General features: G+C 36.0%; 31 protein-coding genes. 5 read left to right on the forward strand and 26 right to left on the reverse strand.

Annotated features, from left to right (window positions below; genetic code table 11):
* From N3D17_05635 to N3D17_05645, 3 genes are all read right to left on the reverse strand, one after another.
* Positions 1-794 (reverse strand): ThuA domain-containing protein (locus N3D17_05635; GenBank protein ID MCX8082858.1); only part of this gene is annotated, 794 nt, incomplete at its 3' end.
* 3 nt (positions 795-797) lie between these two features.
* On the reverse strand, positions 798-1,610 hold the full coding sequence (locus tag N3D17_05640) for a sugar phosphate isomerase/epimerase (protein MCX8082859.1): 813 nt from the start codon (positions 1,608-1,610) through the stop codon (positions 798-800).
* Between the two features lie 10 nt (positions 1,611-1,620).
* Positions 1,621-2,484 (reverse strand): sugar phosphate isomerase/epimerase, encoded by an 864-nt coding sequence (locus N3D17_05645; GenBank protein ID MCX8082860.1) that lies wholly within the window; start codon positions 2,482-2,484, stop codon positions 1,621-1,623.
* A 115-nt stretch (positions 2,485-2,599) separates the two neighbouring features.
* On the opposite strand from N3D17_05645, the gene N3D17_05650 reads away from it, so the two are divergent.
* From N3D17_05650 to N3D17_05660, 3 genes are read left to right on the forward strand one after another with little or no spacing between them, the layout of a single operon-like run.
* A complete protein-coding gene (locus N3D17_05650; GenBank protein MCX8082861.1) occupies positions 2,600-3,868 on the forward strand; it encodes an insulinase family protein in 1,269 nt (422 codons plus the stop codon).
* 10 nt (positions 3,869-3,878) lie between these two features.
* Entirely contained in the window at positions 3,879-4,457 is a 579-nt protein-coding gene (locus tag N3D17_05655; GenBank protein MCX8082862.1) for a biotin transporter BioY, read from the forward strand.
* A complete protein-coding gene (locus N3D17_05660; protein MCX8082863.1) occupies positions 4,454-5,470 on the forward strand; it encodes an aspartate-semialdehyde dehydrogenase in 1,017 nt (338 codons plus the stop codon). Before N3D17_05655 ends, N3D17_05660 begins: the two co-directional genes overlap by 4 nt.
* Here the strand turns inward: N3D17_05660 and N3D17_05665 are convergent, their stop codons facing one another.
* From N3D17_05665 to N3D17_05775, 23 genes are read right to left on the reverse strand one after another with little or no spacing between them, the layout of a single operon-like run.
* On the reverse strand, positions 5,471-5,983 hold the full coding sequence (locus tag N3D17_05665; GenBank protein MCX8082864.1) for an adenine phosphoribosyltransferase: 513 nt from the start codon (positions 5,981-5,983) through the stop codon (positions 5,471-5,473).
* Positions 5,946-6,785: a sigma-70 family RNA polymerase sigma factor gene (locus N3D17_05670; protein ID MCX8082865.1), complete on the reverse strand. Its 840-nt coding sequence runs from the start codon at positions 6,783-6,785 to the stop codon at positions 5,946-5,948. Before N3D17_05670 ends, N3D17_05665 begins: the two co-directional genes overlap by 38 nt.
* Before the next feature lie 2 nt (positions 6,786-6,787).
* Positions 6,788-9,403, reverse strand: coding sequence for an alanine--tRNA ligase (gene alaS, locus N3D17_05675; protein MCX8082866.1), 2,616 nt, complete (start codon positions 9,401-9,403; stop codon positions 6,788-6,790).
* Positions 9,404-9,421: 18 nt separating this feature from the next.
* Positions 9,422-9,868, reverse strand: coding sequence for a RecX family transcriptional regulator (locus N3D17_05680; GenBank protein ID MCX8082867.1), 447 nt, complete (start codon positions 9,866-9,868; stop codon positions 9,422-9,424).
* Positions 9,858-11,354 (reverse strand): DegQ family serine endoprotease, encoded by a 1,497-nt coding sequence (locus tag N3D17_05685; protein ID MCX8082868.1) that lies wholly within the window; start codon positions 11,352-11,354, stop codon positions 9,858-9,860. Before N3D17_05685 ends, N3D17_05680 begins: the two co-directional genes overlap by 11 nt.
* 59 nt (positions 11,355-11,413) lie before the next feature.
* The gene (locus tag N3D17_05690; protein MCX8082869.1) at positions 11,414-12,583 is read right to left on the reverse strand and encodes a Gfo/Idh/MocA family oxidoreductase; all 1,170 of its coding nucleotides are present in this window, start codon (positions 12,581-12,583) and stop codon (positions 11,414-11,416) included.
* Positions 12,580-13,578 (reverse strand): recombinase RecA, encoded by a 999-nt coding sequence (recA, locus tag N3D17_05695; protein MCX8082870.1) that lies wholly within the window; start codon positions 13,576-13,578, stop codon positions 12,580-12,582. The genes N3D17_05690 and recA overlap by 4 nt, the downstream gene beginning before the upstream one ends.
* Before the next feature lie 58 nt (positions 13,579-13,636).
* Positions 13,637-14,449: a ZIP family metal transporter gene (locus N3D17_05700; GenBank protein ID MCX8082871.1), complete on the reverse strand. Its 813-nt coding sequence runs from the start codon at positions 14,447-14,449 to the stop codon at positions 13,637-13,639.
* An 11-nt stretch (positions 14,450-14,460) separates the two neighbouring features.
* Complete coding sequence (locus N3D17_05705) at positions 14,461-15,033, reverse strand: flavodoxin family protein (GenBank protein MCX8082872.1); 573 nt, start codon at positions 15,031-15,033, stop codon at positions 14,461-14,463.
* Position 15,034: 1 nt separating this feature from the next.
* Complete coding sequence (locus N3D17_05710) at positions 15,035-15,160, reverse strand: hypothetical protein (protein ID MCX8082873.1); 126 nt, start codon at positions 15,158-15,160, stop codon at positions 15,035-15,037.
* A gap of 12 nt (positions 15,161-15,172) precedes the next feature.
* Positions 15,173-15,652: a ferritin family protein gene (locus tag N3D17_05715; protein ID MCX8082874.1), complete on the reverse strand. Its 480-nt coding sequence runs from the start codon at positions 15,650-15,652 to the stop codon at positions 15,173-15,175.
* A gap of 26 nt (positions 15,653-15,678) precedes the next feature.
* A complete protein-coding gene (locus N3D17_05720) occupies positions 15,679-16,170 on the reverse strand; it encodes a rubrerythrin (protein MCX8082875.1) in 492 nt (163 codons plus the stop codon).
* A gap of 22 nt (positions 16,171-16,192) precedes the next feature.
* Positions 16,193-17,098: an FAD-dependent oxidoreductase gene (locus tag N3D17_05725; protein ID MCX8082876.1), complete on the reverse strand. Its 906-nt coding sequence runs from the start codon at positions 17,096-17,098 to the stop codon at positions 16,193-16,195.
* Positions 17,095-17,331, reverse strand: coding sequence for an NrdH-redoxin (locus N3D17_05730; protein MCX8082877.1), 237 nt, complete (start codon positions 17,329-17,331; stop codon positions 17,095-17,097). Before N3D17_05730 ends, N3D17_05725 begins: the two co-directional genes overlap by 4 nt.
* Position 17,332: 1 nt before the next feature.
* Entirely contained in the window at positions 17,333-17,950 is a 618-nt protein-coding gene (gene wrbA / locus N3D17_05735) for an NAD(P)H:quinone oxidoreductase (protein ID MCX8082878.1), read from the reverse strand.
* An 11-nt stretch (positions 17,951-17,961) separates the two neighbouring features.
* On the reverse strand, positions 17,962-18,714 hold the full coding sequence (tpx, locus tag N3D17_05740; GenBank protein ID MCX8082879.1) for a thiol peroxidase: 753 nt from the start codon (positions 18,712-18,714) through the stop codon (positions 17,962-17,964).
* 18 nt (positions 18,715-18,732) lie between these two features.
* Entirely contained in the window at positions 18,733-19,068 is a 336-nt protein-coding gene (locus N3D17_05745; GenBank protein MCX8082880.1) for a carboxymuconolactone decarboxylase family protein, read from the reverse strand.
* Positions 19,069-19,081: 13 nt separating this feature from the next.
* A complete protein-coding gene (locus N3D17_05750; GenBank protein MCX8082881.1) occupies positions 19,082-19,465 on the reverse strand; it encodes a desulfoferrodoxin family protein in 384 nt (127 codons plus the stop codon).
* A gap of 19 nt (positions 19,466-19,484) precedes the next feature.
* The gene (locus tag N3D17_05755) at positions 19,485-19,973 is read right to left on the reverse strand and encodes a ferritin (GenBank protein MCX8082882.1); all 489 of its coding nucleotides are present in this window, start codon (positions 19,971-19,973) and stop codon (positions 19,485-19,487) included.
* Positions 19,974-19,985: 12 nt separating this feature from the next.
* Positions 19,986-21,158 (reverse strand): FprA family A-type flavoprotein, encoded by a 1,173-nt coding sequence (locus tag N3D17_05760; GenBank protein MCX8082883.1) that lies wholly within the window; start codon positions 21,156-21,158, stop codon positions 19,986-19,988.
* 15 nt (positions 21,159-21,173) lie between these two features.
* A complete protein-coding gene (locus N3D17_05765; protein ID MCX8082884.1) occupies positions 21,174-21,338 on the reverse strand; it encodes a rubredoxin in 165 nt (54 codons plus the stop codon).
* Positions 21,331-21,762 carry a transcriptional repressor gene (locus tag N3D17_05770; GenBank protein ID MCX8082885.1) on the reverse strand — a complete coding sequence of 144 codons (432 nt, stop codon included), beginning with the start codon at positions 21,760-21,762 and terminating at the stop codon, positions 21,331-21,333. The genes N3D17_05765 and N3D17_05770 overlap by 8 nt, the downstream gene beginning before the upstream one ends.
* On the reverse strand, positions 21,759-22,391 hold the full coding sequence (locus N3D17_05775; protein ID MCX8082886.1) for an N-glycosylase/DNA lyase: 633 nt from the start codon (positions 22,389-22,391) through the stop codon (positions 21,759-21,761). The genes N3D17_05770 and N3D17_05775 overlap by 4 nt, the downstream gene beginning before the upstream one ends.
* Before the next feature lie 123 nt (positions 22,392-22,514).
* Here N3D17_05775 and N3D17_05780 point away from each other — a divergent pair, with 123 nt between their 5' ends.
* Positions 22,515-23,489, forward strand: a complete 975-nt coding sequence (locus N3D17_05780; protein MCX8082887.1) for an anion permease — start codon at positions 22,515-22,517, stop codon at positions 23,487-23,489.
* Between the two features lie 35 nt (positions 23,490-23,524).
* Entirely contained in the window at positions 23,525-24,193 is a 669-nt protein-coding gene (locus N3D17_05785; protein ID MCX8082888.1) for a DUF47 family protein, read from the forward strand.
* Positions 24,194-24,203: the final 10 nt, after the last annotated feature.

Raw genomic sequence — 24,203 nt, forward strand, 5'->3', positions numbered from 1 at the left:
GGTAATTCCTGTTTTGCAACTTCTACCCTTTTAGGGTCAATATCACACACTGCAAGTGTTTTTAACCCATAAGTAGAATTAATCCAATCAGAATGGTGTTTCCCCATATTGAATGCAGGACCATAACCAAGAATTCCACATTCTACAATTCTATCCGATAGTTTTTCACCTGTACTGTATGCAATCGCTCTTATAAGAATCTTCTGAAATTCAGGATGCGCCCATGCATCTTTAGTATGACCTAAAGAGATGTAAACAACCTTCCCCTTTCCGTAATCTCTCGTATAAGCAACAGGAATTTCTTTTCCCTGCCATATTGTTTTAAATAACAGTGTCGACTTTGAAGGGTCATAATTCTGCAGGTGATACATCTCATCGTATACAGAGAAAGAGTCAGGCATTCTTACAGTAATATAGTGTTGTTTATCAACGACAGAGACACAAAATTCATGATGTTCTGGATGTGAAAGGAATTCACCATTAATCATCTCTATATACTTTCTACTACCTCTGAAACTGTCTGTTGCCGAATGTATCCCGACAAATCCACCGCCATTTTTTATAAACTGCAAAAGTCCTTTTTCTCTTTCATCTGTAAGGTCTTCCTTAAAACCAGTGGTATATACCACAACCGCATCATATCCACTGGAGGGAAGAGAGATAAAGGAATCAAGGTCAGATGTCATTTCCATCTCAAACCTTCCATCTCTATAAAGTATCTCTTTCAATTTCTTTCCTGCCCATTCTGTAGGGTGAAACTCAGGTCCTCCGTATATATAAAGAATCTTTTTCATAATTTATCCTTTTTTAATCTGTTCAATTGTTTTTCTCATAAAACGTAAACTTTTTTCAAGATTCTCTTTTACTGGTTCAGGTACCCAGCATTCCAGAATCATATAATTTTCAAAATTAACTTCTTTAAGTGCTCTGAATCCACCTTCAAAATTCGTATGTCCCATCCCTGGAAGTAATCTGTTACTATCCGCAAGATGGACATGAGCAATCCATCTTCCTGCCTTTTTAAATGATTCCGAGATATCTGCTTCCTCTATATTCATATGGAAAAAATCCGCTAATATCTTCAGATACTCACTACCTATCTTTTCACAATACTCAACGGCTTGTTCTAATCTGTTCAAAAAATGCGTCTCATATCTATTAAGTGGTTCAAGCAATATACAACATTCAGTTTCCTCTGCTTTTTTAACAATTTCTGGTAATTGTGAAAGCAATAGTTCCTTTTCAAGTTCATATGCATTCCTATAAGGAGAAAGGTTAGGAACCTTAGGACCTCCAAAAACAGGTACAACAATCAAACCCACTACACCTATTTCTTTTCCTATTTCAAGCAACCTCTTAATATCCTCTCTCGTCTTTTCTCTATCTCCTGGTTCTGGTTCAAGCAAAGAATTTCTATATCCAACACATATACTTGAAATTTTAATTCCAGTTTCTTCTGAGATTTTTTTATATTCCTTTATCTTCTCTGGATTTCTCAGAAGTTCACTTCCCCATATTTCTATTCCCTCAAACCCAATCTTTTTTGCAATTTCAAATTTTTCTTTCAGGTTACTTCCTGGTAATAACCCTTCCTGACATCCTATTTTCATTTTTCTCCTCCTATTCCTGTACGACAAAACGACTGAGATATCTGAAAGCAATGATTAACCCTTCATCTTCTTTATCTCCACAATAAACCTTATCATGCCAACCCTCTATATTCAAGTCTCCTTTATACCCCTGCCGTAAGAGTTCTTTTATACATAGCCCCCAGTCAGTATCTCCAAGTCCAGGGAAACAGTGTTCAGTTGCTCCTGGATACCAGATTCCATATTCCTTTATAATATCCGTATTTACATGTGCGTCCTTTGCATGGACATGATAAACCCTTTTTCCAAATTTTCTAAGTGTCATTACAGGGTCTATAAACTGACATATAAGATGGCTCGGGTCCCACTCAAGTCCTATTGCTTCAGAAGGAACCTCATTGAAAGCAATATCCCACATTTCAGGAGTACACATGAAGTTTATCCCATTAGATGGTGTATGAAACTCGCCCATCGGACAGTGTTCAAACGCAATTTTTACATTATGGTCTTCAGCAAACTTCGCATGCTCACTCCATATCTTCTTAAAAACCGTAATACTTTCCTTTAACCCTTTACCAACTATTCTACCTGAAAAACCAGCTACTACACCAATACCCATCTCTTTAGCAAGGACAATGGTACTTCTTACACGCTTTTTATATTCATCTGTTTTATCTATATCCATATGATTAACATAAAACCCTGCAAGACACGATATCCGTATATCTTTCTTATCATAGCATTCTTTTACTTCATTCGCTCTTTCTTTCCAACCATCCTTATCCGGGAAGAAATCATCTTCTGGAGATACAATTAACTCACAGGACTTAAAACCAACTCTGTTAGCAAAATCAATCCTTCCTTTATCAAACTTCATCATAAAACCAATCCTCATATATCTATCACCTCCTTTCCAGATATTAGAACTTGTCAGAATATAATAATATAGTTATAATAAATGTCAACTATTTTGCCTAAAAAATGAAATAAAAGAAAAAAAGGATAAAAAGATGGAGTGGCAGGAGTTTAAGATAAAAAACGGGATAAGGGTAATATATAAACATATACCAGAGTTCCATTCTGTATCAACAGGTATATGGATAAAGGCAGGAAGTAGATTTGAAACAGAAAAAATTTCTGGTATCTCACATTTTTTAGAACATTTACTCTTTAAGGGCACGAAAAAGAGAAACTACAGACAGATAAAAGAAGAAATTGAAGGTGTGGGGGGAACATTTAACGGATTCACATCAGAAGAGGCAACCTGCTACTGGATAAAAATCTTAGGAGAGTATCTTGAATTAAGCATAGATGTTCTTGCAGATATGATACAGAACCCTCTTCTGAAAGAAAAAGATATAGAGAAGGAGAGAAATGTCATTATAGAAGAAATCAATATGTATAAGGATATCCCTGCAAAATATGTCTTTGAACTTTTTGATGAGATACTTTATAACGGGCATCCACTCGGACAACCCATTGCAGGTACAGTTGAAAGTATAAAAAACACTACCAAAAAGGATATGTCCCAATATATAAAAAATCTTTATACTGCTGAAAATATTGTGGTAAGCATTGCTGGAAATATCAATGAAAAAATGATGCAAAAAGCAGTGGAAAGGTATCTTTCTCCTGTACAGAGAAAAGCAGACAATACCTTCATCCTGTGGGAAAAAGGACCATCCGGTCCAAAGATAAAAAAACTTACAAAAAAGACAGAACAAACACATATAGTAATGGGTGGGCTTGCACCGAGTAGATTTGATAAAGAGCGATACCCTCTGGCAGTACTTAATACCATACTTGCAGGGAATATGAGCAGTCGCCTCTTCAATAGAATCAGGGAAGAAATGGGACTTGCTTATGCGATAAGAGGTATGACGAAACACTATCAGGATACAGGGGCATATCTCATCTATGCAGGTGTTTCTCCTGAAAACACAGAAAAAACTGTTTCAGCAATTATAGATGAACTGGTAAAGGTACGGGATAAAGGAGTAAGTGGAAGTGAAATGAAAAGGGCAAAAAAATTCATTATCTCACAGATTCTTATGGAGATGGAAGACAACTTAGAATATATGCTGTGGTTAGGAGAACAGAGATTACTGAGAGAAAAAGTTATATCTATAAAAGAGACATTAGAAAAAGTAAGAAGTGTGAGTTCTAAAGAAGTAAAAGAAATTGCAGGGACATTATTCAGAAAGGGAAATATGTACCTCTCACTCATAGGTCCCTCAATTGATGAGGATAGATTGATGAAGACAATATCCAGTATATAAGGGAGGGGATATGGAAAGAATTATAACCCAATGGGAAAAACTATGGGAAAGATATTATGATGCCTTTTCATCCTTTTCAATAGTGCAGAAACTTTCACTCGGAATATCTTTTACACTCCTTACTGCTTTATCAGCACAGATATATATACCACTTCCATTTACACCAGTCCCTGTAACAGGACAGGTATTCATTGTACTCCTCTGTGGAATCCTTCTCGGAAAAACAATAGGTGCTTTAAGTCAGATATTCTATCTTGCAGGTGGTATGGCAGGTATAAACTGGTTCTATGGCGCATCTTATGGTATCTTAAGACCAACTACTGGTTATATTGCTGGTTTTGTTCTATCAACCTATCTTATAGGAGTTATTACAGAAAAGGGGAAAACAAAACCACAGATGATATATGGTATGCTTTCAGGAATCGGGATAATACATCTGTGCGGTGTTATATGGCTTGCTTCCTTTTTAAACATTTCAATCTATAAGGCATTCGTTATTGGTTCTCTCCCTTTTATTCCATTTGATATAGTAAAGGCATATTTTGCAGGACTCATTGGAAGTTCTATATTAAAAAGGAGTAGAAAATGAAAAGATATAATGTAGCTGTTGTAGGTGCAGGGATGGTAGGTAAAAAAATGGTTGAGGTTCTTATTGAGAGAAATTTCCCTTATAACGAATTGAAAATACTCGCAACGAGAGAAAGAGAAGAGAACATTGCAGGTAAAAAGGTAAGGGTGGAAAAGACAGATATTGATTCTTTTAACAACGTTGATATTGCATTCTTCGCAGGCACCGAAGGAGAGAAAGGAGCAAGTAAACTCTTTGGATGGGAAGCAGTAAAAAAAGGTGCTATTGTAATAGACAATGGTGGAGATTTCAGGATGGATAATAGAGTTCCCCTTGTTGTTCCGGAAGTTAACCCACACCATCTGAAACAACATCAGGGTTTTATTGCCAATCCTAACTGTTCTACCATTATTATGCTTATGGCTGTATTTCCCATCCATAAGAGGTATAAAGTTAAAAGGATTATTATATCTACCTATCAGGCGGTCTCAGGAACAGGGAAGGATGCTGTTGATGAGCTTGAGACACAGGTACATTCTTATGCAAAAGGGGCAGAACTCAAAAACTCTGTCTATCCATACCAGATTGCCTTCAATGTTATCCCTGAGATAGGAGGACTTTCAGAACAATTCCCAGGATATTATTCAGAAGAAGTGAAAATGATAAAAGAAACCCACAAAATACTTGGAGATAGCAGTATAAATGTCTCTGCGACATGTGTAAGGGTTCCTGTCTTTAATGGACATTCTGAAGCAGTTACCGTAGAGTGTGAAAAACCGATAGATGTGGAAGAAATAAGAACAATACTTACCTCCTCCCCCGGAGTGAAGGTTATTGACCAACCAGAGAAATCAGGTTATCCTGTTCCTGTTAATGTTTCAGGGCAGGATGATGTATATGTAGGACGGTTAAGAAAAAACCCTGCTTTTGAAAATGCTCTGGATATGTGGGTGGTTGGAGACAATATAAGAAAAGGGGCTGCCTCAAATGCTATACAGATAGCAGAAGAGATGATAAAGATGTCTCTCATTTAGTTAGAAATGGATAAGTGAAAAGACGTCATAATCCTTAAGCTTTTTAACCCCTTTCAGGTCATCAAGTTCAACGAGGAAGAGTATCTTTTTTACAATACCTCCACTTTTTTCTATCAATTTACAGGAAGCGAGTGCTGTCCCACCTGTAGCGAGAAGGTCATCTACAAGAATAACATTATCTCCTTTCTCTATTGCATCTTCGTGTATCTCAAGTATATCTGTTCCATATTCAAGGTCATACTTTGTTTTAATTGTCTTCCCTGGCAGTTTTCCACTTTTCCTTACAGGGACAAATCCTACCCCGAGATTAAAAGCAAGTGCAGAACCAAATATGAACCCTCTTGATTCAACGGCTACCACTTTATCTATATTCAAAGGCGTATTTCTCTGAAATGCATCTATAACCTTTCTGAATGCATCCGGGTCTTTCAAAACAGGTGTTATATCTCTGAAGAGTATACCTTTTTTAGGAAAGTCAGGTATTGTTCTTATAAGTGTTTTTATCTCCTTCATTTCTCTCTACCTCCTCTTTTTTCATTTTTTCCCATTCTTTTGCTAATGCTTGAAGGCATGTTTTTTTTATCTGGTGGATTCTCTGACGACTAACATTAAGTTCTTTTGATATCTCTTTATAACTAAGTGGAACTCTACCGTTTAATCCATAATACATTTCTAATACCTTAAGCCACATATCCACATTTGCTTTTTTCTCTTTTTCCTTCAATCTATGAAATATACTTTTCAATAAATCTTTATTCCTCAATATATCCCATAGGTCTTCCTTTCTTGTAAAGTTCATAACATCAAAAAGGTCAACCTGTTTTTCTCCATCATAGAAATCAGAGGATATTACCCTAACCTGGGATGCATATTTTTTCATTTTCTGTAATACCTCTAAAGGTAGATTTAAACTCTTTGCTATCTCATTATCTGTTGGTATTCTGCCTTTCTTAAACATATATTCTTTCTTTACCTCCTCTATCTTTTCCTTTAGGTCCTGGTACCTCTCAGGTATCTTAAGCACTTCAAATTCTCGGAGAATAGCCCTTATTATAAACCTTTTTATCCAGAAATATGCATAAGTACCGAACTTCACTTTCTTGTTTGCATCAAACTTCTCAACTGCTTTAAGTAATCCCATATTCCCTTCTGCAATGAGGTCTGGAAGTATATCAGGTGTAAAGGCATATTTTTTAGCAAGATATATAACAAGCCCCTGATTATCTCTGGTAAACTGTTCCTTTGCTTTCACATCTCCCTTCTTAATCTGCTCAAGAATTTTAACCTCATCACTTTTTATTTTTTTCTTTACCATCTCTACCCCGTAAGTTTCAGAACCTTTTTTATCTTTATAACTGCTTGGTTAAAATTATCAGTCCTTTTACCACTACCTCTCGCAAATGTATCACTTCCTCCTCCCTGTCCTTCAACAATACCCGCTATTTCTTTTACAAGTCCTTTTGCAGAAAAGTCCTTTGCATAACCAGAACTCACCTTCACTACAAAAGATATCTCTTTACCTGAAGAACCACCAACAAATACTACACCTTCCTTTATCTCTTTCATACTCATATCAGCAACCCTGCTTAAAAAATCAATACCTCCTATATCAAAAAAACCTGATACAAAATATCCTTTACCTGTCTTAAAACATTCTTTTTTCTCTATTATTTTTGAAGACATCTCTGAAGCAAGTATATCTTCATACCTTTTTATGGTCTTAACTCTTTCTTCATTTTCCTGTATAAGTTTTTCAATCGTTGTAAGCACTTTAAACTCATCTGTGTTAAACTTTGCTGCTATGTCATTAACTATCTTTCTATACATATCCATCTGTTTCAGTGCTTCAATATATGTTACCACTTCTATCCTCTTTAAGTTCTGTCCTATACTTGAAAACCCTGTTATCTTAAAAAGAACTATCTCTCCTGTATGTGTTATATGCGTACCTCCACAGACCTCTTTATGATAGTCCCCTATGTTTATCATTCTTACCTTCTCACCATACTTTTCCTGAAAGAGTGCTATAGCCCCTTTTTCTATTGCCTCATCCAGTGTCATCTCATCAACCTTTACAGGTGCATCCAAAAATATCTTCTCCTGAACCAGTTCTTCAACCCTCTGTATATCCTCATCTGAAATTTGCTTGAAACAGACAAAATCAAAACGTAGTTTTGTATCTCCAACAAAAGAACCTGCCTGTCTAACATCTTTTCCTATAACTTCTCTTAATGCATAATGAAGCAGATGTGTGGCTGTATGGTTTATTGAAACACATTTCCTGAATACCCTGTCAACAGATACTTTTAATCCCGTATCTATAAAATCATCCGGTTTTCCTGTCCCTTCAATATTACCCTTATGGTATATTATCCCTTTCTCATCTATCTGGGTATCTAACACCTTAAATCTCAAAGAAAAACCCTCACCTTCTTTAACAATCCATCCCCTATCACCAATCTGACCACCTTTTTCAGGATAAAAAGGTGTCTTATCAAGAACAAGATATAATGTATCTTTCTTCTCATCTTTATACACTGCTATACCACTTGCTCTATCTTCTATTGTTTCATATCCAGTAAATACGGTCTCTATCTGTGGAGAATTCCCTGCTATAATTTCTTTCTTCGCCCCAATATCTGATGAAACCCTTGCTTTTTCCCTCTGTTGATTAAGACATTTTTCAAATACATCCCATTCTACTTTCAATCCTCTCTGTGAAGACATATCATCAAGCAAGTCCTTCGGGATACCATATGTATCATAAAGTTTAAAAGCAACATCTCCCGGTATTGTATTGCCTTTCAGTTTTTCTGTAGCGATATAGAAATTTCTGCTGGCTGAATTTATAAGATAGTAGTATTTCTCTTCCTCTTCCTTTATAACCCTTCCTATCAATTCTATATTCTTTTTTAGGGAAGGATATACTCCTCCCATTATATCTATAACAATCCCGCTTAATTGATGTAAAAATGGTTCCTTTATATCAAGGTCTGCACCTGTAATTTCTGCACGACGTATTATCCTGCGTAGTACATACCCCCTGCCTTCATTTGAAGGCAGTATGTTTTCATCTATCAAAAAAACAGCTGCACGGATATGGTCAGCAGTAATTCTAAAGGATGGCTTCTTTCTTTCATCATCATAACTACATCCGGATATTTTTTCAATCTCTTTTATGATTGGAAGAAAAAGGTCTGTGTCGTAGTTTGAATGGACATTCTGCATAATCCTTGTAATCCTTTCAAGTCCCATACCTGTATCCACGCCTTTCCTTTTTAATGGAGCAAGTGTACCATCTTTCTGTTTATCATACTGTGGGAAAACGAGGTTCCAAAATTCCAAAAACCTGCCGCATTCACAACCTGGCATACAATCATTACTACAACCTTTCTCTTTTCCATAGTCAATATATAACTCTGTACAGGGACCACAGGCACCTGTGTCTCCTGCAGGTCCCCAGAAATTATCCTTTTCAGAGAGAGGTATAATTCTCTTTTCTGGCAAAAACTTTTTCCATATTATTTTTGTCTCATCGTCATTTCTATAATAAGAAACCCATATACGTTCTTCAGGAATTTTCAACCGTTCAATAACAAACTCCCATGCCCAGCCAATCGCTTCTTCCTTAAAATAATCGCCAAAAGAAAAATTACCCAACATTTCAAAAAATGTATGGTGTCTCCCTGTAATCCCTATTTTATCTATATCACTATCCTTACCACCAGCACGGAGACATTTCTGACAGGTAGTTGCTCTCGTATATGGCAGAGGAACATCTGTTGCCCAGAATTTCTTGAACTGCACCATACCTGCACTTGTAAAAAGAAGTGTTGGGTCATCAAAAGGAATAAGCCCACTTCCAGGAACTATAGTGTGACCCTTTTCTTTAAAAAAATTCAAATATAATTCCCTTATCTCTGAACTCTTCACTGCCTTCTCTCCTTTTCTCTACTCTGTACTATCTATTCCTTTTATATATTCCTTTGCTATCCTGCTTATCACAGGATAAGAAAAACCTCTTGCCTTCAGAGAAAAAAGAATGGAGGAGATGTCTTTCCTTTTTCTATTTTTACGGACAAACTCCTCCGCTTTTTTATATTCAACTTCAAAATTAAAATTATCTTTTATCTCTTTTACTATATCTTCCCTTATCTTCCTCTTTTCAAGAGCAGATATGATGTACCAGAATCCCTTTCTTTTTTCAAGATACCTATCTACAAGATAATCAGCCAGTGCACTATCATCTAAATAATGCTGCTTTTTACATTCTTCAATAACCTCTTCTATCTCCTCTTCTTCTGCATCACCTCTTATTTTTTCTCTTAACTCTGCTTCTGAATAATTTTTCCTGCCAAGCAGCTTAATTGCCCTTTGATAAAGTTTTTTATTTTTCACCCTTTAATACCACAAATATACTCTGTTTTTCTTTCTTCATAAGAACACGGACATTTTTATCTTTGGGAATATTTTTTATAATATTTTTATAATCAAGAACATTCTTTATCTTCTTCCCTTCTATCTCTTTAATAATAACTCCCTGGATAATACCTGCTTCTTCAGCAGGAGAACCAGGTGTAACATCCATTACTATAACTCCTTCTGTGTCAGTCAGACCAAACTGTTCTTTCATCTTAGAAGTTATAGAAGAAACTGTCATACCTCTCCATTTTTCTTTTTCTTCTATCTTTGCCATCTCCTCCTCTGATGGCATCTCCGCAGTTATAAGATATAAAGAGACCTCTTTATTATTCCTCCATACAACAACATTTACTTTCTTACCAACAGGAGTACTGGCAACCGTCATTTGCAGGTCCTGCATATTTTTAACATCTTTACCATCAAACTTTAATATAATATCTCCTTCCTGAATGCCTGCCTTTTCTGCAGGGCTCCCAGATATTACACTTGAAACAAGTGCTCCGCGCACTTCTTTCAATCCAAAGGACGTTGCAAGTTCTTCATCCATCGGCTGTAGATATACACCGAGATATCCTCTTACAACCTTCCCTCTTTCCTTTAATTGAGAAAAGACCTGTTTTGCGATATTAATAGGGATAGCAAAACCAAGTCCTTCTGCTACAGCAGGAGAAACAATAAATGTATTTACTCCTATAACCTCTCCATTTATGTTAATAAGAGGACCCCCTGAATTACCAGGATTAATTGCAGCATCTGTCTGGATAAAGTCCTCATACTGAGTAATTCCAAAACCGGACCTTCCCTTTGCACTGACAATACCCACTGTTACAGTTGCTGTAAGTCCCATAGGATTACCAATTGCCATCACCCATTCCCCTGGTTCAATGTTATCCGAATCACCGAGCCGTACAGTAGGAAGTGTCTTTCTTACCTGTATTTTGATAAGAGCAAGGTCTGTCTTCGGGTCTGTACCTACAACCTTTGCTTCATAGCTATGAGGGTCATCCAGAAGTTTTACAATGATTTTATCCACACCCTGTATAACATGGTTATTTGTAAGTATATACCCATCCTCATCTACTATAAAACCAGAACCGAGTCCCTGCTGTTTCTTTTCATATGTCTTAGGTTGCTGTCTCCGTCTCGGAGTAGAGAAAAACCCTTCAAAAGGGTCTTCTCCAAAGAATTTCTCAAATTCCTGGAAAGGGTCCCAGTAACGGTAGGTTATTGTTTTTTCTGTAGTTATTTGAACCACTGCTGGTTTTACCATCTTTGCTATCTGAACAAAAGAATTCTGTAATGTAATAAGTTGGCCATTGTCTCCGGTTAACATATACGGAGTTGAAGATGTTGATTGTTTTTTCAGGAGTGGTTTCATCTGTAGATTAAAAGCATAAGAGATAATACCTGCCACAAAAACACCCAATATCACGCCTCCCACAACAATTTTTATCTTTCTCATTGCATCCTCCTTTTTTTACAGTACTTTTTATATTTAGATGCAAAAAAAGGAGAAAAGTTTTAGTGGACTTTTACCTTCACCCATTTTTTTCTTTTAATTGACTCTTCAACTGCTACCAGGACCTCCTGAGAGTTGATTCCATCATAGAAATCAGGACTTGGATTTTTTCCTTTTGCTACAGAGATGAGAAGGTCTGCCACCATATTGATAAACGACTCACCATAGCCAATAATATGACCTGCAGGCCAGAAATTACCTGCATATGGATGGCAACCCTCTGTTACATTAATAGTCCTGAAACCCTGGGCATATTCAGGGTCATCCACACTGTAAAATTCAAGTTCATTGAGCCGCTCCAGGTTAAACACAATACTTCCTTTACTACCATTTATTTCAAATCTCTGTCCATTTCTCCTGCCCGCTGCAAACCTCGTTGCTTCAAAAGAACCCAGAACTCCATTCTTAAACCTTGCAAGAAAGAGTGTTGCATCATCCACTGTAACTTTGCCTTTTTCCTTTGCCTTTTCTTTATCTTTTAGCCCTGTTTCAAGTGCACCTGTTTCTTTAAGTAATGGCCTTTCCTTTATAAACGTCTCACTCATCCCTATAACCTCTTCAAATTCACCTACAAGATACCTCGCCATATCTATAAGATGAGCATTAAGGTCACCATGTGCTCCACTACCGGCAACCTTTTTTTCCAGTCGCCATACAAGAGGGAAATCAGGGGCAAGTATCCAGTCCTGAAGATAAACAGCCCTGATATGATATATCTTCCCTATCTTACCTTCACTTATCAATTTCTTTGCCAGTCCAATTGCAGGCAGTTTTCTGTAGTTAAAACATATTGCATGCTTTACTCCATATTTTTCTACTGCTTCAAGCATCTGATAAGCATCCTTCAGAGTAGCCGCAAGAGGTTTTTCACAGAATATAACCTTACCTTCCTTTGCTGCTGCTATTGCTATATCTTTATGTGCATTCGGAGGGGTTGTTATATCTATAATATCTATATCGCTTCTTTTAACAACCTTTCTCCAGTCCGTCTCATATTCAGCCCATCCATACTTCTCAGCAGCAATTTTAAGTGGTCCTTCTGCTCTACCACACAACACCTTCATTACAGGAATTACAGGTAAATCAAAGAATAAACTTACATCCTTGTAGGCATGGGAATGTGCCTTACCCATAAACTTATACCCAATAAGTCCTATATTCACTCCTTTCATTTCTCACCTCCTGTTTTTAACCCTGCTGCTACCTTTACTTTCTTTTCAATCTCTTCATAAAGTTTTGTATCTTTCTTTAGATTTTCAATTACACCTTCCATCCCCTGACCGATAGAACTTCCCCCCAACTGGAAATAACTCCCTTTCTTCTCAATCACTTTATACTGTAGCGCAGCATTGATTAAAGAACTCTCCTTTGATATCCCTGAACCGTAATACATATCAAGTTCTGTCTCCTTAAAGGGTGGAGCAACCTTATTTTTCACAACCTTCACCTTCACTCTATTACCTATGATATCAGAACCACTCTTTATACTCTCTATTCTTCTTATGTCTATCCTTACTGAAGCATAAAACTTTAAAGCCCTTCCACCAGGTGTTGTTTCAGGATTTCCAAAAAAGACACCTATCTTTTCTCTTAATTGATTGATGAATATTGCTGCGGTTTTTGACTTACTTATGTATCCTGTAAGTTTCCTAAGTGCCTGTGACATAAGACGTGCCTGAAGCCCCATAACACTCTCTCCCATCTCTCCTTCAAGTTCTGCTTTAGGAACAAGTGCAGCAACAGAATCAACAACAATTATATCTATTGCATTACTTCTGATAAGTGATTCTGCTATCTCAAGTGCCTGCTCTCCTGTATCTGGTTGACTTATAAGCATATCCTCTGTTTTTACACCTAACTTCCTTGCATATCCTGGGTCTAAAGCATGTTCAGCATCTATAAAAGCTGCCTGTCCTCCTGATTTTTGCGCTTCTGCGATTATATGGAGTGCGAGGGTTGTCTTTCCTGATGATTCAGGACCAAAAATCTCTGTTACCCTTCCCCGTGGAACACCTCCAGCGCCCAGTGCAATGTCAAGAGAGATTGCCCCTGTTGAAATCACAGGAACCTCTACAACCGCCTTTTCACCGAGACGCATTATTGCACCTTTACCAAACTCTTTTTCTATCTGGGTAATTGCCATTTCCAGCGCCTTTTCCTTATCCATTTTTACCTCCGTAAATTACACATTCCAGTGTAAAATATATCACACCTACCAGTACACGTCAAAGAATGGTATCCAGCACCATCATAAGGAGAAAACCTGTAAGGAAACTCATTGTCGCAATATCTGTATTACCTGCCTTCTGGGTTTCAGGTATTACCTCTTCTACTACAACATAAATCATTGCACCTGCTGCAAATGATAATGCATATGGAAGTAATGGATGAAAAAATGCTACAGCAACAGCACCTAAAAATCCTCCCAGAACCTCTACCATACCTGATAACTGTCCATAAAAAAATGATTTAAATCTATTAAAACCTGAACTTCTAAGGGGGATAGAGACAGCCATACCCTCAGGGATATTCTGGAGACCTATAGCGATAGATAGAGAAACAGCTGAAATTATATTTGCTCCAACTTTAGAAAATTTAAGAACACCAAATGCAACTCCTATTGCAATACCTTCAGGTATGTTATGGAGTGTAATAGCAAGTATAAGTAGATAAGGAACGGATAAGTTTGGACCATAACCTTCTTTTTCTTCAATTGGAGCATTAAGGTGAAGGTGAGGAATAATTTTATCAAGTCCGTATAAAAATATACACCCGAGAGTAAAACCGATTGATATTACACCCCATTCTGGTATGGAAGATACTTTCTTTGAAATCTCTATTGCAGGAAGAAGCAGTGAAAAAAAACTTGCTGATGTCATAACTCCACCAGCAAACCCCAGAGAGCAATCAAAGACCTTCCTTGAAGGACTGGTATTGAAAAATACCAGTGAGGCACCAATAGCAGTAAGAAACCAGGTAAAAGTAGTAGCGAGAAGTGCAAGTAATACAGGACTGATATGACTGAATTGTTCCACCATTATATAATTTTTCAAACATTACCTATAATACGTCCTATCTCTTCTGCTTTCTCAATACAATCTTGCCTTTCCCTTACCTTTCCCTTTTCATCAATCCCTTTACACAAAAGTTCATATTTATAAGAGGTACCTATAGTAACAAAAAAGTTTTTTACTATTGCCTTTGCATTATTTATAAAATCATCCCTCTGACTTGCTTCCACACAAATAAAAACACCTGTCTTTTTTTTCTTCATTTTGTATGTTTTAAAGATATTTATACCGAGCCACTGACACTGAAAACGGTCTATCATCATCTTTGTCTGTGCGGATACACTCCCGAAAAATACAGGAGAAGCAACTATAACAGCATCTGCTTCTTCAATGGCAGGATATATTTTCTGCATATCATCCTGTATTTTACATCTTCCGTCTTTTCTTATATCTGCACACTCCTGACACGGAACAAACTTCATTTCATTAAGTATAAACTTCTCTATATCTGCCCCACTGTCTTTTAATACCTTCAGACAGGTATCTAACAGAATCTCACTGTTACCCTTTATCCTCGGACTCCCTGAAATTCCTACAATCTTTACAGACACTCTACTCCTTTTCTTTCATCATCTCACCACAACACTCTTTCTTTTCCCTGGATGTTTTTCCACACTTCTTACACTCATATAATTTTTTATCTTCTTTCTTTGACCCACAACAACAGCACTTACACATTTTTCCTCCTTTTCATCCCTTCTGTATTTTTTCTTTTAATGTAGAGAGCCGGACAAAATGACTTCTTTCTTCTTCTATTATCCTATCCATTACAGAATGCTGTGTTTCAGGAACCACTGCCTTTGTCTCAAGATAATACATTATAGAATCAAGTTCCCTCCTTATTCCAAAATCAATCGCTTTAATCACTCCACCTTTTGTATCAAGTTCTCTTTCTATCTCTGGTGGAAAGATAATAGTATCAGCATAAGCCCTCAGATACTGAAAATATTCTCCTGTGTATGTTTCAGGTGGCTCATAACTTGCTATCTTACCAACCATCTCTGTAAAAATCTTTTTATGTTTTACCTCTTCTTCAGCAAGGAATGTAAAAATTTTCTTAATTTCATTATCCTGTACCTTTTCTACTATTTTTCTATAAAACTTTTCTCCATTTTCCTCTATCCTTATAGCAAACTGCAAAATCTCGCTCACATCAAAAAAAACACCCATTTTTCCTCCTTTTTGGATATTATACCTTACAAATTCATCCAGTTCCAGACCCTGCTTTCCTCTTTATGAAACCAATCATCTGTTTCTGAAATATATGAATAAACATTCACCAGTGCTTCTATATGTTTCCTCTCCTCTCCCATAAGAAATTTAAAAAACTTCTTCTCTTTTTCATTCACCGCCTCATTATAAAATTTCTCATACTGGCTATAACCATGTTTCTCCATATTAAGAGCCATACTATATACCTCTAACTGTTTTTCTAATCTATCTTTCTCTTCTAATGACTCAAAAAACTTCTTTATTTCAAATTCAACTTCTTTTACATTATCTCTATATGTGTCATATCTACCACTAATTATAAAATTCTCTATGGCTTCAAGGTGCTCAATCTCCTGTTTTGCTAATGTATAGAAAAGTTTTTTTGTAATTATATTTTCTGCCCTCATCCCTTTTTCCAGATAAAAAATTACACCATTCCTTTCAAATTCTTTTGCGAAAAATATACCTTCCTTCATAGAGCCATCCTCCTTTAATTTTTCATACATAGTTTGCATATTCAAATGCAGAGATAGATGCTTTTGCTCCTTCCCCACAGGCAACAATTATCTGTTTTGCAAAAACGTTTGTAACATCACCAGCAGCAAAAACTCCATTATATGAAGTGTGGTTTCTGCAATCAACTATTATCTCGCCATATATGTTCTTGTCAACAAAATCAATAATTTCTGAATTTGGAATTGAACCGATCTCTACAAATATCCCTTCAACACCTATCTCTCGTATCCGGTTTCTATCTTTTACCTTAATACCCTCTACCAAAAAACTTCCATATATTTCAACAATCTCTGTACTGGTTAATATCTCTACCATACTTAATTTTTTAACTTTTTCAATTACAAATCTATCTCCTGTAAGTCCATCCTTTATTTCTATCAGATATATCTTTTTTGCTATACGAGAAAGTTGTAATACAGCATCAAGCCCTGCATTCCCGCCTCCAACAACAGCAACTACCTTATCCTTAAAGAGAGGAGCATCACAGGTAGCACAATATGTAAGTCCTTTATTTTTAAATTCCTGTTCACCCTTAACATTAAGTTCTTTTGGCTTCCTTCCTGTGGATACAATAACTGTTTTTGTATAATACTCTCCTTTAACGGTTACCAACCTGAAACCTTTATTCTCCTTTAATATCCTTATTACTGACTCGCCCTCGTTAATCTTAACATTAAACTCTTTAATATGCTGTCTGAACTTATCAACAAGTTCAGGACCTGTAATAAATTGATACCCGATATAATTCTCTATATCCCAGCTGTAAAGCGTCTGTCCACCAATATCCTTAGAAAGGATTATAAAATCCATCTTTTTCCTTGCAGCATAAATACCTGCTGTTATCCCTGCTGGACCAGCGCCTACAATTATAAGTTCATACTCCTTCATAGCATTCCAAGTACTGACCTTATCCTATCCTTATCAAATCCGACGATTATTTCTCCTTCAATATCAATCACTGGAACACCCATCTGATTACTTTTCCTAATCATCTCTTCAAGTTTTTCTCTATCTTCACCAACATCATAATTAATAAACTCAATATTATTTTCAGACAGAAACTCTTTTACCATATGACAGTATGGACAGGTAGAGGTTGAATAAACTATAACTTTTTTCATCTTACTCTCCTTTTTTAAGTTTACCCGCTATTTCAGTAACTCTTTTACCGAGTTCTCTCGCTATTTTTAGTTCTATCTCATTTGGAGGATTATCCGCATTGAGTCCTACTATTGCACTTGCACCATAAGGAGTACCACCTCTATTGGTTTCTATGAGTTCTTTAACACTATATGGAATACCCACTATAATTGCTCCCTGATGTAAGAAATTGAACATCATTGAAATCAGAGTCGTTTCCTGCCCTCCATGCATACTCGCAGAACAGGTAAAAAACCCAACTGGTTTGTTAATAAGTGCACCCTTTGCCCATAAAGAACCTGTCTGGTCAAGAAAATTTCTCAATTGAGCACACATATTACCAAATCTTGTAGGAGAACCAACAATAAGACCATCTATATTTCCTAAATCTTCAACCTTTGCTATCAAAACATCTTTCTGCATCTCCTTTGCTTTTTTTATCCTCTCATTTGTTTCTATAATAGATTCAGGAATAAGTTCCGGAACAGTCCTCAAAACACTTATACCATCTGCTTCCTCAATTCCTTTACATATCTCCTTTGCCATAATAAAGGTATTCCCAAACATACTGTAATACAAAACCATTATTCTGGGTTTCATACATTACCTCCTTATACTTTTATACTATCAAAAAGTGAGCCAATTTCCAGATTAAATTTTGTGGAAGGAATAGTAATTACAACTCTATCTTCACGAATTTCCACATTAAAGTTAAACTTTCTTTCCTTCTTTATCAAGAAGAGTATTTCAAGAAAATATTTTAGAGAAAGTGTGTCTTTTATCTCAAAGACCTTTTTGAAGAACCCTTCTTTTTCTTCCCATGAACAGCAATTTATTCTTTCCCATTCAGGAGTATCAGGACTTTTCAGTAGTTCTTCTAAACTTTTAAGTGCTTTCTTATAATCAGGAGGTGTAGTAATTTCTTCAACAATCTCAGAATATCTTATATAGTTATTCTTATCCACAATAAAGACACTTCTTGCAATAATACAGAGTTCTTTTATCAGTAATCCCCAGTTTAAAGAAAAAGAATGAAATCTGTAATCAGAAAAGACAGAAACATTTTTTATATCATTCATCTCACAGAATCTTTTTTGAGCGAAAGGTAAGTCCATACTTATTCCTATTATAACAACATCTTTAGAAAGTTCTGTGGCTATCCTGTTAAACTCCTTTACCTGCAGGTCACATACAGGGGTATCAAGGGACGGGAAACTTGTGACCACTTTAATTTTGTCCTTAAATGCCTCATAGAAACTGACCTCTTTCAGGTCATTTGAAACAACATAAAAATCAGGAGCAATAACATCAATATCTATTCCCACCAAATGAAATACTTCTCCTTTTATCTTTACCGTTTCCACTTGCTCCTCCTTGTTTTTTTATTTATCTTCTTTTACCATTTTTAATGCCTCTACAAGGTCTGTCAAATAAGTATATGCAGGTCCTCCACCCATAAGCACTGCCACTGTTCCTGCTTCCAAAATCTCATCTTCAGTTGCACCTGCCTTAAATGCCTTCTCTACATGTATTCCTATACAATAACTGCACCTTACAGCCACAGCAATGCCTACACATATCAGTTCCTTTGTCTTTACGTCAAGTTTCCCATCCTTAAGAACTGTTCCTACAAATTCTCCGAACTTTTTCATCTCTTCTGGCTTTTTTGCATATACATCAACCATCGCTTTTTTAAACCTCTCCATCCTCTCTTTCATTTTATTTATCCCCCTATAATGTTAGGTCCAATGAACTCTCCCAGAGCCCATGTATATTGCAGTAGGAAGTAGCAAAAATTTTGCCTGCCTTAGATGTTTTAAATATCAAATGTACTGCAGGTTCTGTATATACAGTACTTGTATCTGCACCTTCTATTGAGGCACCATGAGAAAGAAATTCATATCTACCTATCTGATAAGGGAACTTACTCCCCTCCGGGAGAAAATATACATCAATCCATACAATATGATGCGCTGTTGTATTGGGATGTTTTATCTCTTTACCAACAGAAACTTCAAGTTTTATCCCTTTCTCCATATCTTTTTCTATAATCTCAATCACCGGCACATGTTTTTCCTTCTTCCAGTCAGCACTCTGATATAATTCCTTAACCATATCCCCTCCTTTTGTTTATTTATTCTTCTCTTTCTCCTAATTCCTTATCTATCATTAAAATTAGTTGCTCATTACCTTCTGCCTTTTTCAACTTTTCAAGAATTGTAAGTGCCTGTTTTTCTTCCTCAACCTGCTCATTTATAAACCACTGTAAGAAAACCTCAGCAGCATAATCATTTTTTTCTCTCGCAACTTTATAGATATTCTCTATACTTTTCGTAACCTTCTTTTCATGTTCAAATGTTTTTTCAAATACATCAACAGGGGACTTAAAATCAAAGGGGGGCTTATCTATCGCCTCAAATATAACTCTTTCTCCATTTTCATTCAGGTAGTCATAAATTCTCATTGCATGTCCTATCTCTTCCTTTGCCTGAAGTTTCATCCAGTGGGCAAATCCCTCAAGATGAAGTGAATTAAAATAAGAAGCCATAGATAGATAAAGATATGCAGAGTATAACTCCTTTATTACTTGTTCATTTAACTCTTTATATAATATCTTATCCATATATGCCTCCTTTTATTTGAGTTCTTTATTTTTTTTGTATATTGTATCCGCAAGTTTTTCAAGAGAAGCAAAGTCATCCTGTCGTGGATACCCATTTACTATTACTGGTTCAATAATCTCTATATCCTTCGGTAACATCTCTGTAATTACCTTAAGCATATTACTCCCCCAGCCAAAAGAACCAATAACAGAAGCAAACCTTGTTTTTGGTCTTAAAACTTTAAAAAGATATGTAGCATAGAGGGCTGAAGGATGTGGTCCACCGAGAACAGCAGGACTTCCAATTACCACCGTTGCAGCATCAACGAGAGCCATTGCAATCTCTCCAATATCAGAAACAGTAAGATTAAATGGCTTTACATTAATATCTCTTTTTATAAGTACATCTACAAAGTAATCAACCATCTTTTCAACACTTCCATGCATGGAGACATAGGGAATGACTACTTCATTTTTAACATTGTCAGAGACCCAATCACTATATGCATTGATAATAAAATCTGGTTTATTATGTAGAGGTCCATGACTCGGAGCAATTATGTCAAAATTAAGCGTATTAATAAAATCAAGGTGTTTTCTTATGTGATTTCTGAAAGGCATCATAATCTCTGCATAATACCTTTTTGCCGATTCATATATTCTGTTATTATCAGAAGCATATAAACTACTTGTAGCAAGATGGGAACCAAACAGATCACAGGTAAAAAGGACTTTATCTTCTGGACTATAGGTAATCATTGTCTCATGCCAGTGCACCCATGGTGTATGGTAAAACTTCAATATCCTTTTTCCTATACTAATTTCTTCTTCATTCTTAACTGTAATAAATCTATCTTCTGGTATTAGCAATAATCTATTAAGCAATGTGGCACCTTTCTCACTGGTTATAATCTTTGCATCAGGGAAGATATTCAGGACTGCTGGAAGTCCTCCTGAATGGTCCTGCTCTGCATGATGAGAAATAACATAATCAATCTTCCCTCCACTTAACTCTTTTACAATATTTAAAAACTTACCTGTCTTTCTCGGATCAGAAGAATCAATTAATACATTCTTTTCATCTTTTATAAGATAGGCATTGTATGTAGTCCCATCCGGAAGTGGTATTAACTCATCAAACAGTCGCCTGTCCCAGTCATTCATTATTATTCCATACACATCTTTTTTTATTTCCTGTACTATCATACAGAACTCCTTTTTTTACGAATTTTCTTTTTCAAACTTATCTTTACCCGCACCACAGACAGGACATACCCAGTCATCGGGTAACTGTTCAAATGGTGTACCAGGGACAACTCCATGTTCCGGGTCACCAATTACAGGGTCATACACATAACCGCATACAGAACATATATATCTATCCATTTGCCTTCCCTCCTTTCTTTTTTCTGCATTCCTTACATATCCCCCTGAAATAAATATGGTGTTCATCTATTAGATGTCCATCTATTTCATTCTGTTTCAATATATCGCATCTATGAAATATATCATATATATTTCCGCATTGTTTACACTTGAAATGCAGATGTTTATCCTCTGAATAGTCATATCTTGCCTCATCTTCTTCTGTAGTAACCAGTGAAACAATTTTCTTCTCTATAAGAACCTTTAATGTATTATATACCGTTGTTTTTGAAAGTGTCGGTATCTCATCCGATAGACCTTTATATATCTCATCAACAGTTGGATGCGTCCTGTGTTTCACAAGATATTCAAGTATTTTAATTCTCTGGTAAGATGCCTGTACTTCTTTCTCTTCCATCTTTTTTATAATCTCTTCTTTCCTCATTTAAATACCTCCTTTTTGAAAAGATACCAGAAAACAAAATCAAGATGAGAAAGAGGAATATGAATCTTTTTAGCAAATCTTCTCATTCTGTCCTCTATATCTAAATATATTGTTTTTGTAAGTGATTCTGGTATTCTATCTATCACAGAACACATAACAAGTCCTTTCAATATATGTCTGTCAAGTATAGCAAATTCTTCTCCCTTCCCTATATTCCTTAAAAAGTGACTTGCTTCCTTCCACCCCATACCTTTAACATTATCTACTAAATATTCTCTTAAAGTAGATGGACTATTACTTTCAATTATATTTTTCAAAGAACATCTTCCATTAAAAAACCTGTTTCTTGCCTCTGTAATATAACCTGCCTTGTTATTTCTGAATCTAATCCCGTACAAATTCTCTGATATTGTTTTTTTATCTCCTTTCTGTAAAATTCCCTTTGCATAAAGGTTCTCTATATTATCCCAGCATACCTTTGCTTTACACTGCGGAGTTAATAGACAGAAAAAAAACTCTTTTATTATCCTTTCTTCTGTTGTGTTTCCTCTAAACTCTTTTAACCTTTCATATATCAATGGCTTGATACTTCTATGTATTTTTTGCAATGTTGAAACAATATCATTCATATAATCATTATACTTTTATAAAAATTCCTGTCAAGTTAATATGAAAATTCCATTTTGTCAATATAAGTATCTCTGTTATAATAAACAATTAAAATTTTGGTTATAAAATAACTTATTACTTTTATGATTCTCATTCCTATTATTCTCGCTGCTTTATATATGGGCTGGTCAATGGGAGCCAATGATGCAGCCAACTGTGTTGGTGCGGATATTGGTTCAGGTATGATGTCGGTCAGGGCAGGGATTATTATTACCTGCGTATTCAGTTTCCTCGGAGCAGTACTTTTAGGTGGTAATGTAATAAAGACCATTGGAAAAGGAGTTGTTGATATAAACTGCCTTCCCTGCAATGAAAGAAATTTCCTTGCTCTCGTTGCCCTTTTCAGTGCAGCATTGTGGGTAACCATTGCAACATATAAAAAATTTCCTGTTTCAACATCACATTCTATAGTAGGTGCGGTTGCAGGTGGTGGACTGGCACTGAATACTACATTACACTGGGAGAAGATACACCAGATATTTGTATGCTGGCTATTAACTCCTCTGGGGTCCTGTATTTTAACTATATTGCTTTATCCGATTGTTATGACTTTCTTCAAAACCCCTATCATAAAAAAATTTTCCCATCCTTTAATATATATCTTCATATATGCCACAAGTGCATATCTTGCCTTCTCATGGGGAGCAAATGATGTCGCAAATGCCACAGGAATACTCATAGGAACACAGAAATTTTCTTCTCAACAGGCAGCAGTTATAGGAGGACTTGCAATAGTTATAGGAGTGATAACATGGGGCTACAGAGTTATTGAAACAGTAGGTTTTAAAATAGCACATATCACACCCGTTATGACCATCGCTATGGAAACCGCTACTGCATTAAATGTACAGATTTATACTCACTTTGGTATCCCTGTTTCTACCTCACATTCAATTATCGGGGCGGTCTGGGGTGCAGGAATAGTGCAGGGAATTAAAACAATGAATTTGAAATTATCAAGAGATATACTGATAACATGGGCAGTAACTCCGCTTATTTCAGGTATAATAACATATATAATTTTAAAAATAACTCTGGCATTTGGAAGTTTACAATAAATATTGAAAAAGTTTAATAATATGGGGGTGATAGAATGGAAAAGACAAGAAATATACTGGCATGGTTAGGAGACAGAGAAGAAAAAGGAGTATTATCCCTTGCGTTAAAGCATATGGAAAAGTCCTATGAGTGTGTGATAGAGATGAAAAACAGCATTGAAGCATTGATGAAAAATGATGTAGAAGCAAAAAATAAACATATCAATAAAGCAAAAAATGCAGAACATGAGGGAGATGAGATTAAAAAGGAGATTATGAATGAACTTTCAAAAGGAATGTTTCTACCACCAGACAGGGAGGACCTTATCCTTTTGAATGAAAGTTTGAATGATATAGCAGACAGTGCGAAGGGTGTTGTAAGGTTATTAGAGTTCTTTGAGAAAGAACCTTCTGAGGAACTTGATGAACTTCTTCTTGACGATGGTTTGCTTGCAGTAAGAGCATCTGAAAAACTTAAATCTGCAATAAACTCTCTTGTGAATAATGAACCAGGAAAAGTTATGGAGGACTGTGCACAGATTGAAGTAATGGAAGAAGAAGGTGATGATAGACGGCGAGACCTCATAAAGGCGCTTATAAAAACATCACTTTCGCCACAGTTAACTATACTTATCTATGAAGTAATAGACAACCTTGAAAATGTTCTGGATTGTATAAAAAGGGCTGGAAGTATAGTTAGAACACTTTCCATTAAATCAAAATAGATTTCAGTAA

The organism is bacterium, from assembly GCA_026414725.1.
Taxonomy (GTDB): domain Bacteria; phylum Ratteibacteria; class UBA8468; order B48-G9; family JAFGKM01; genus JAAYXZ01.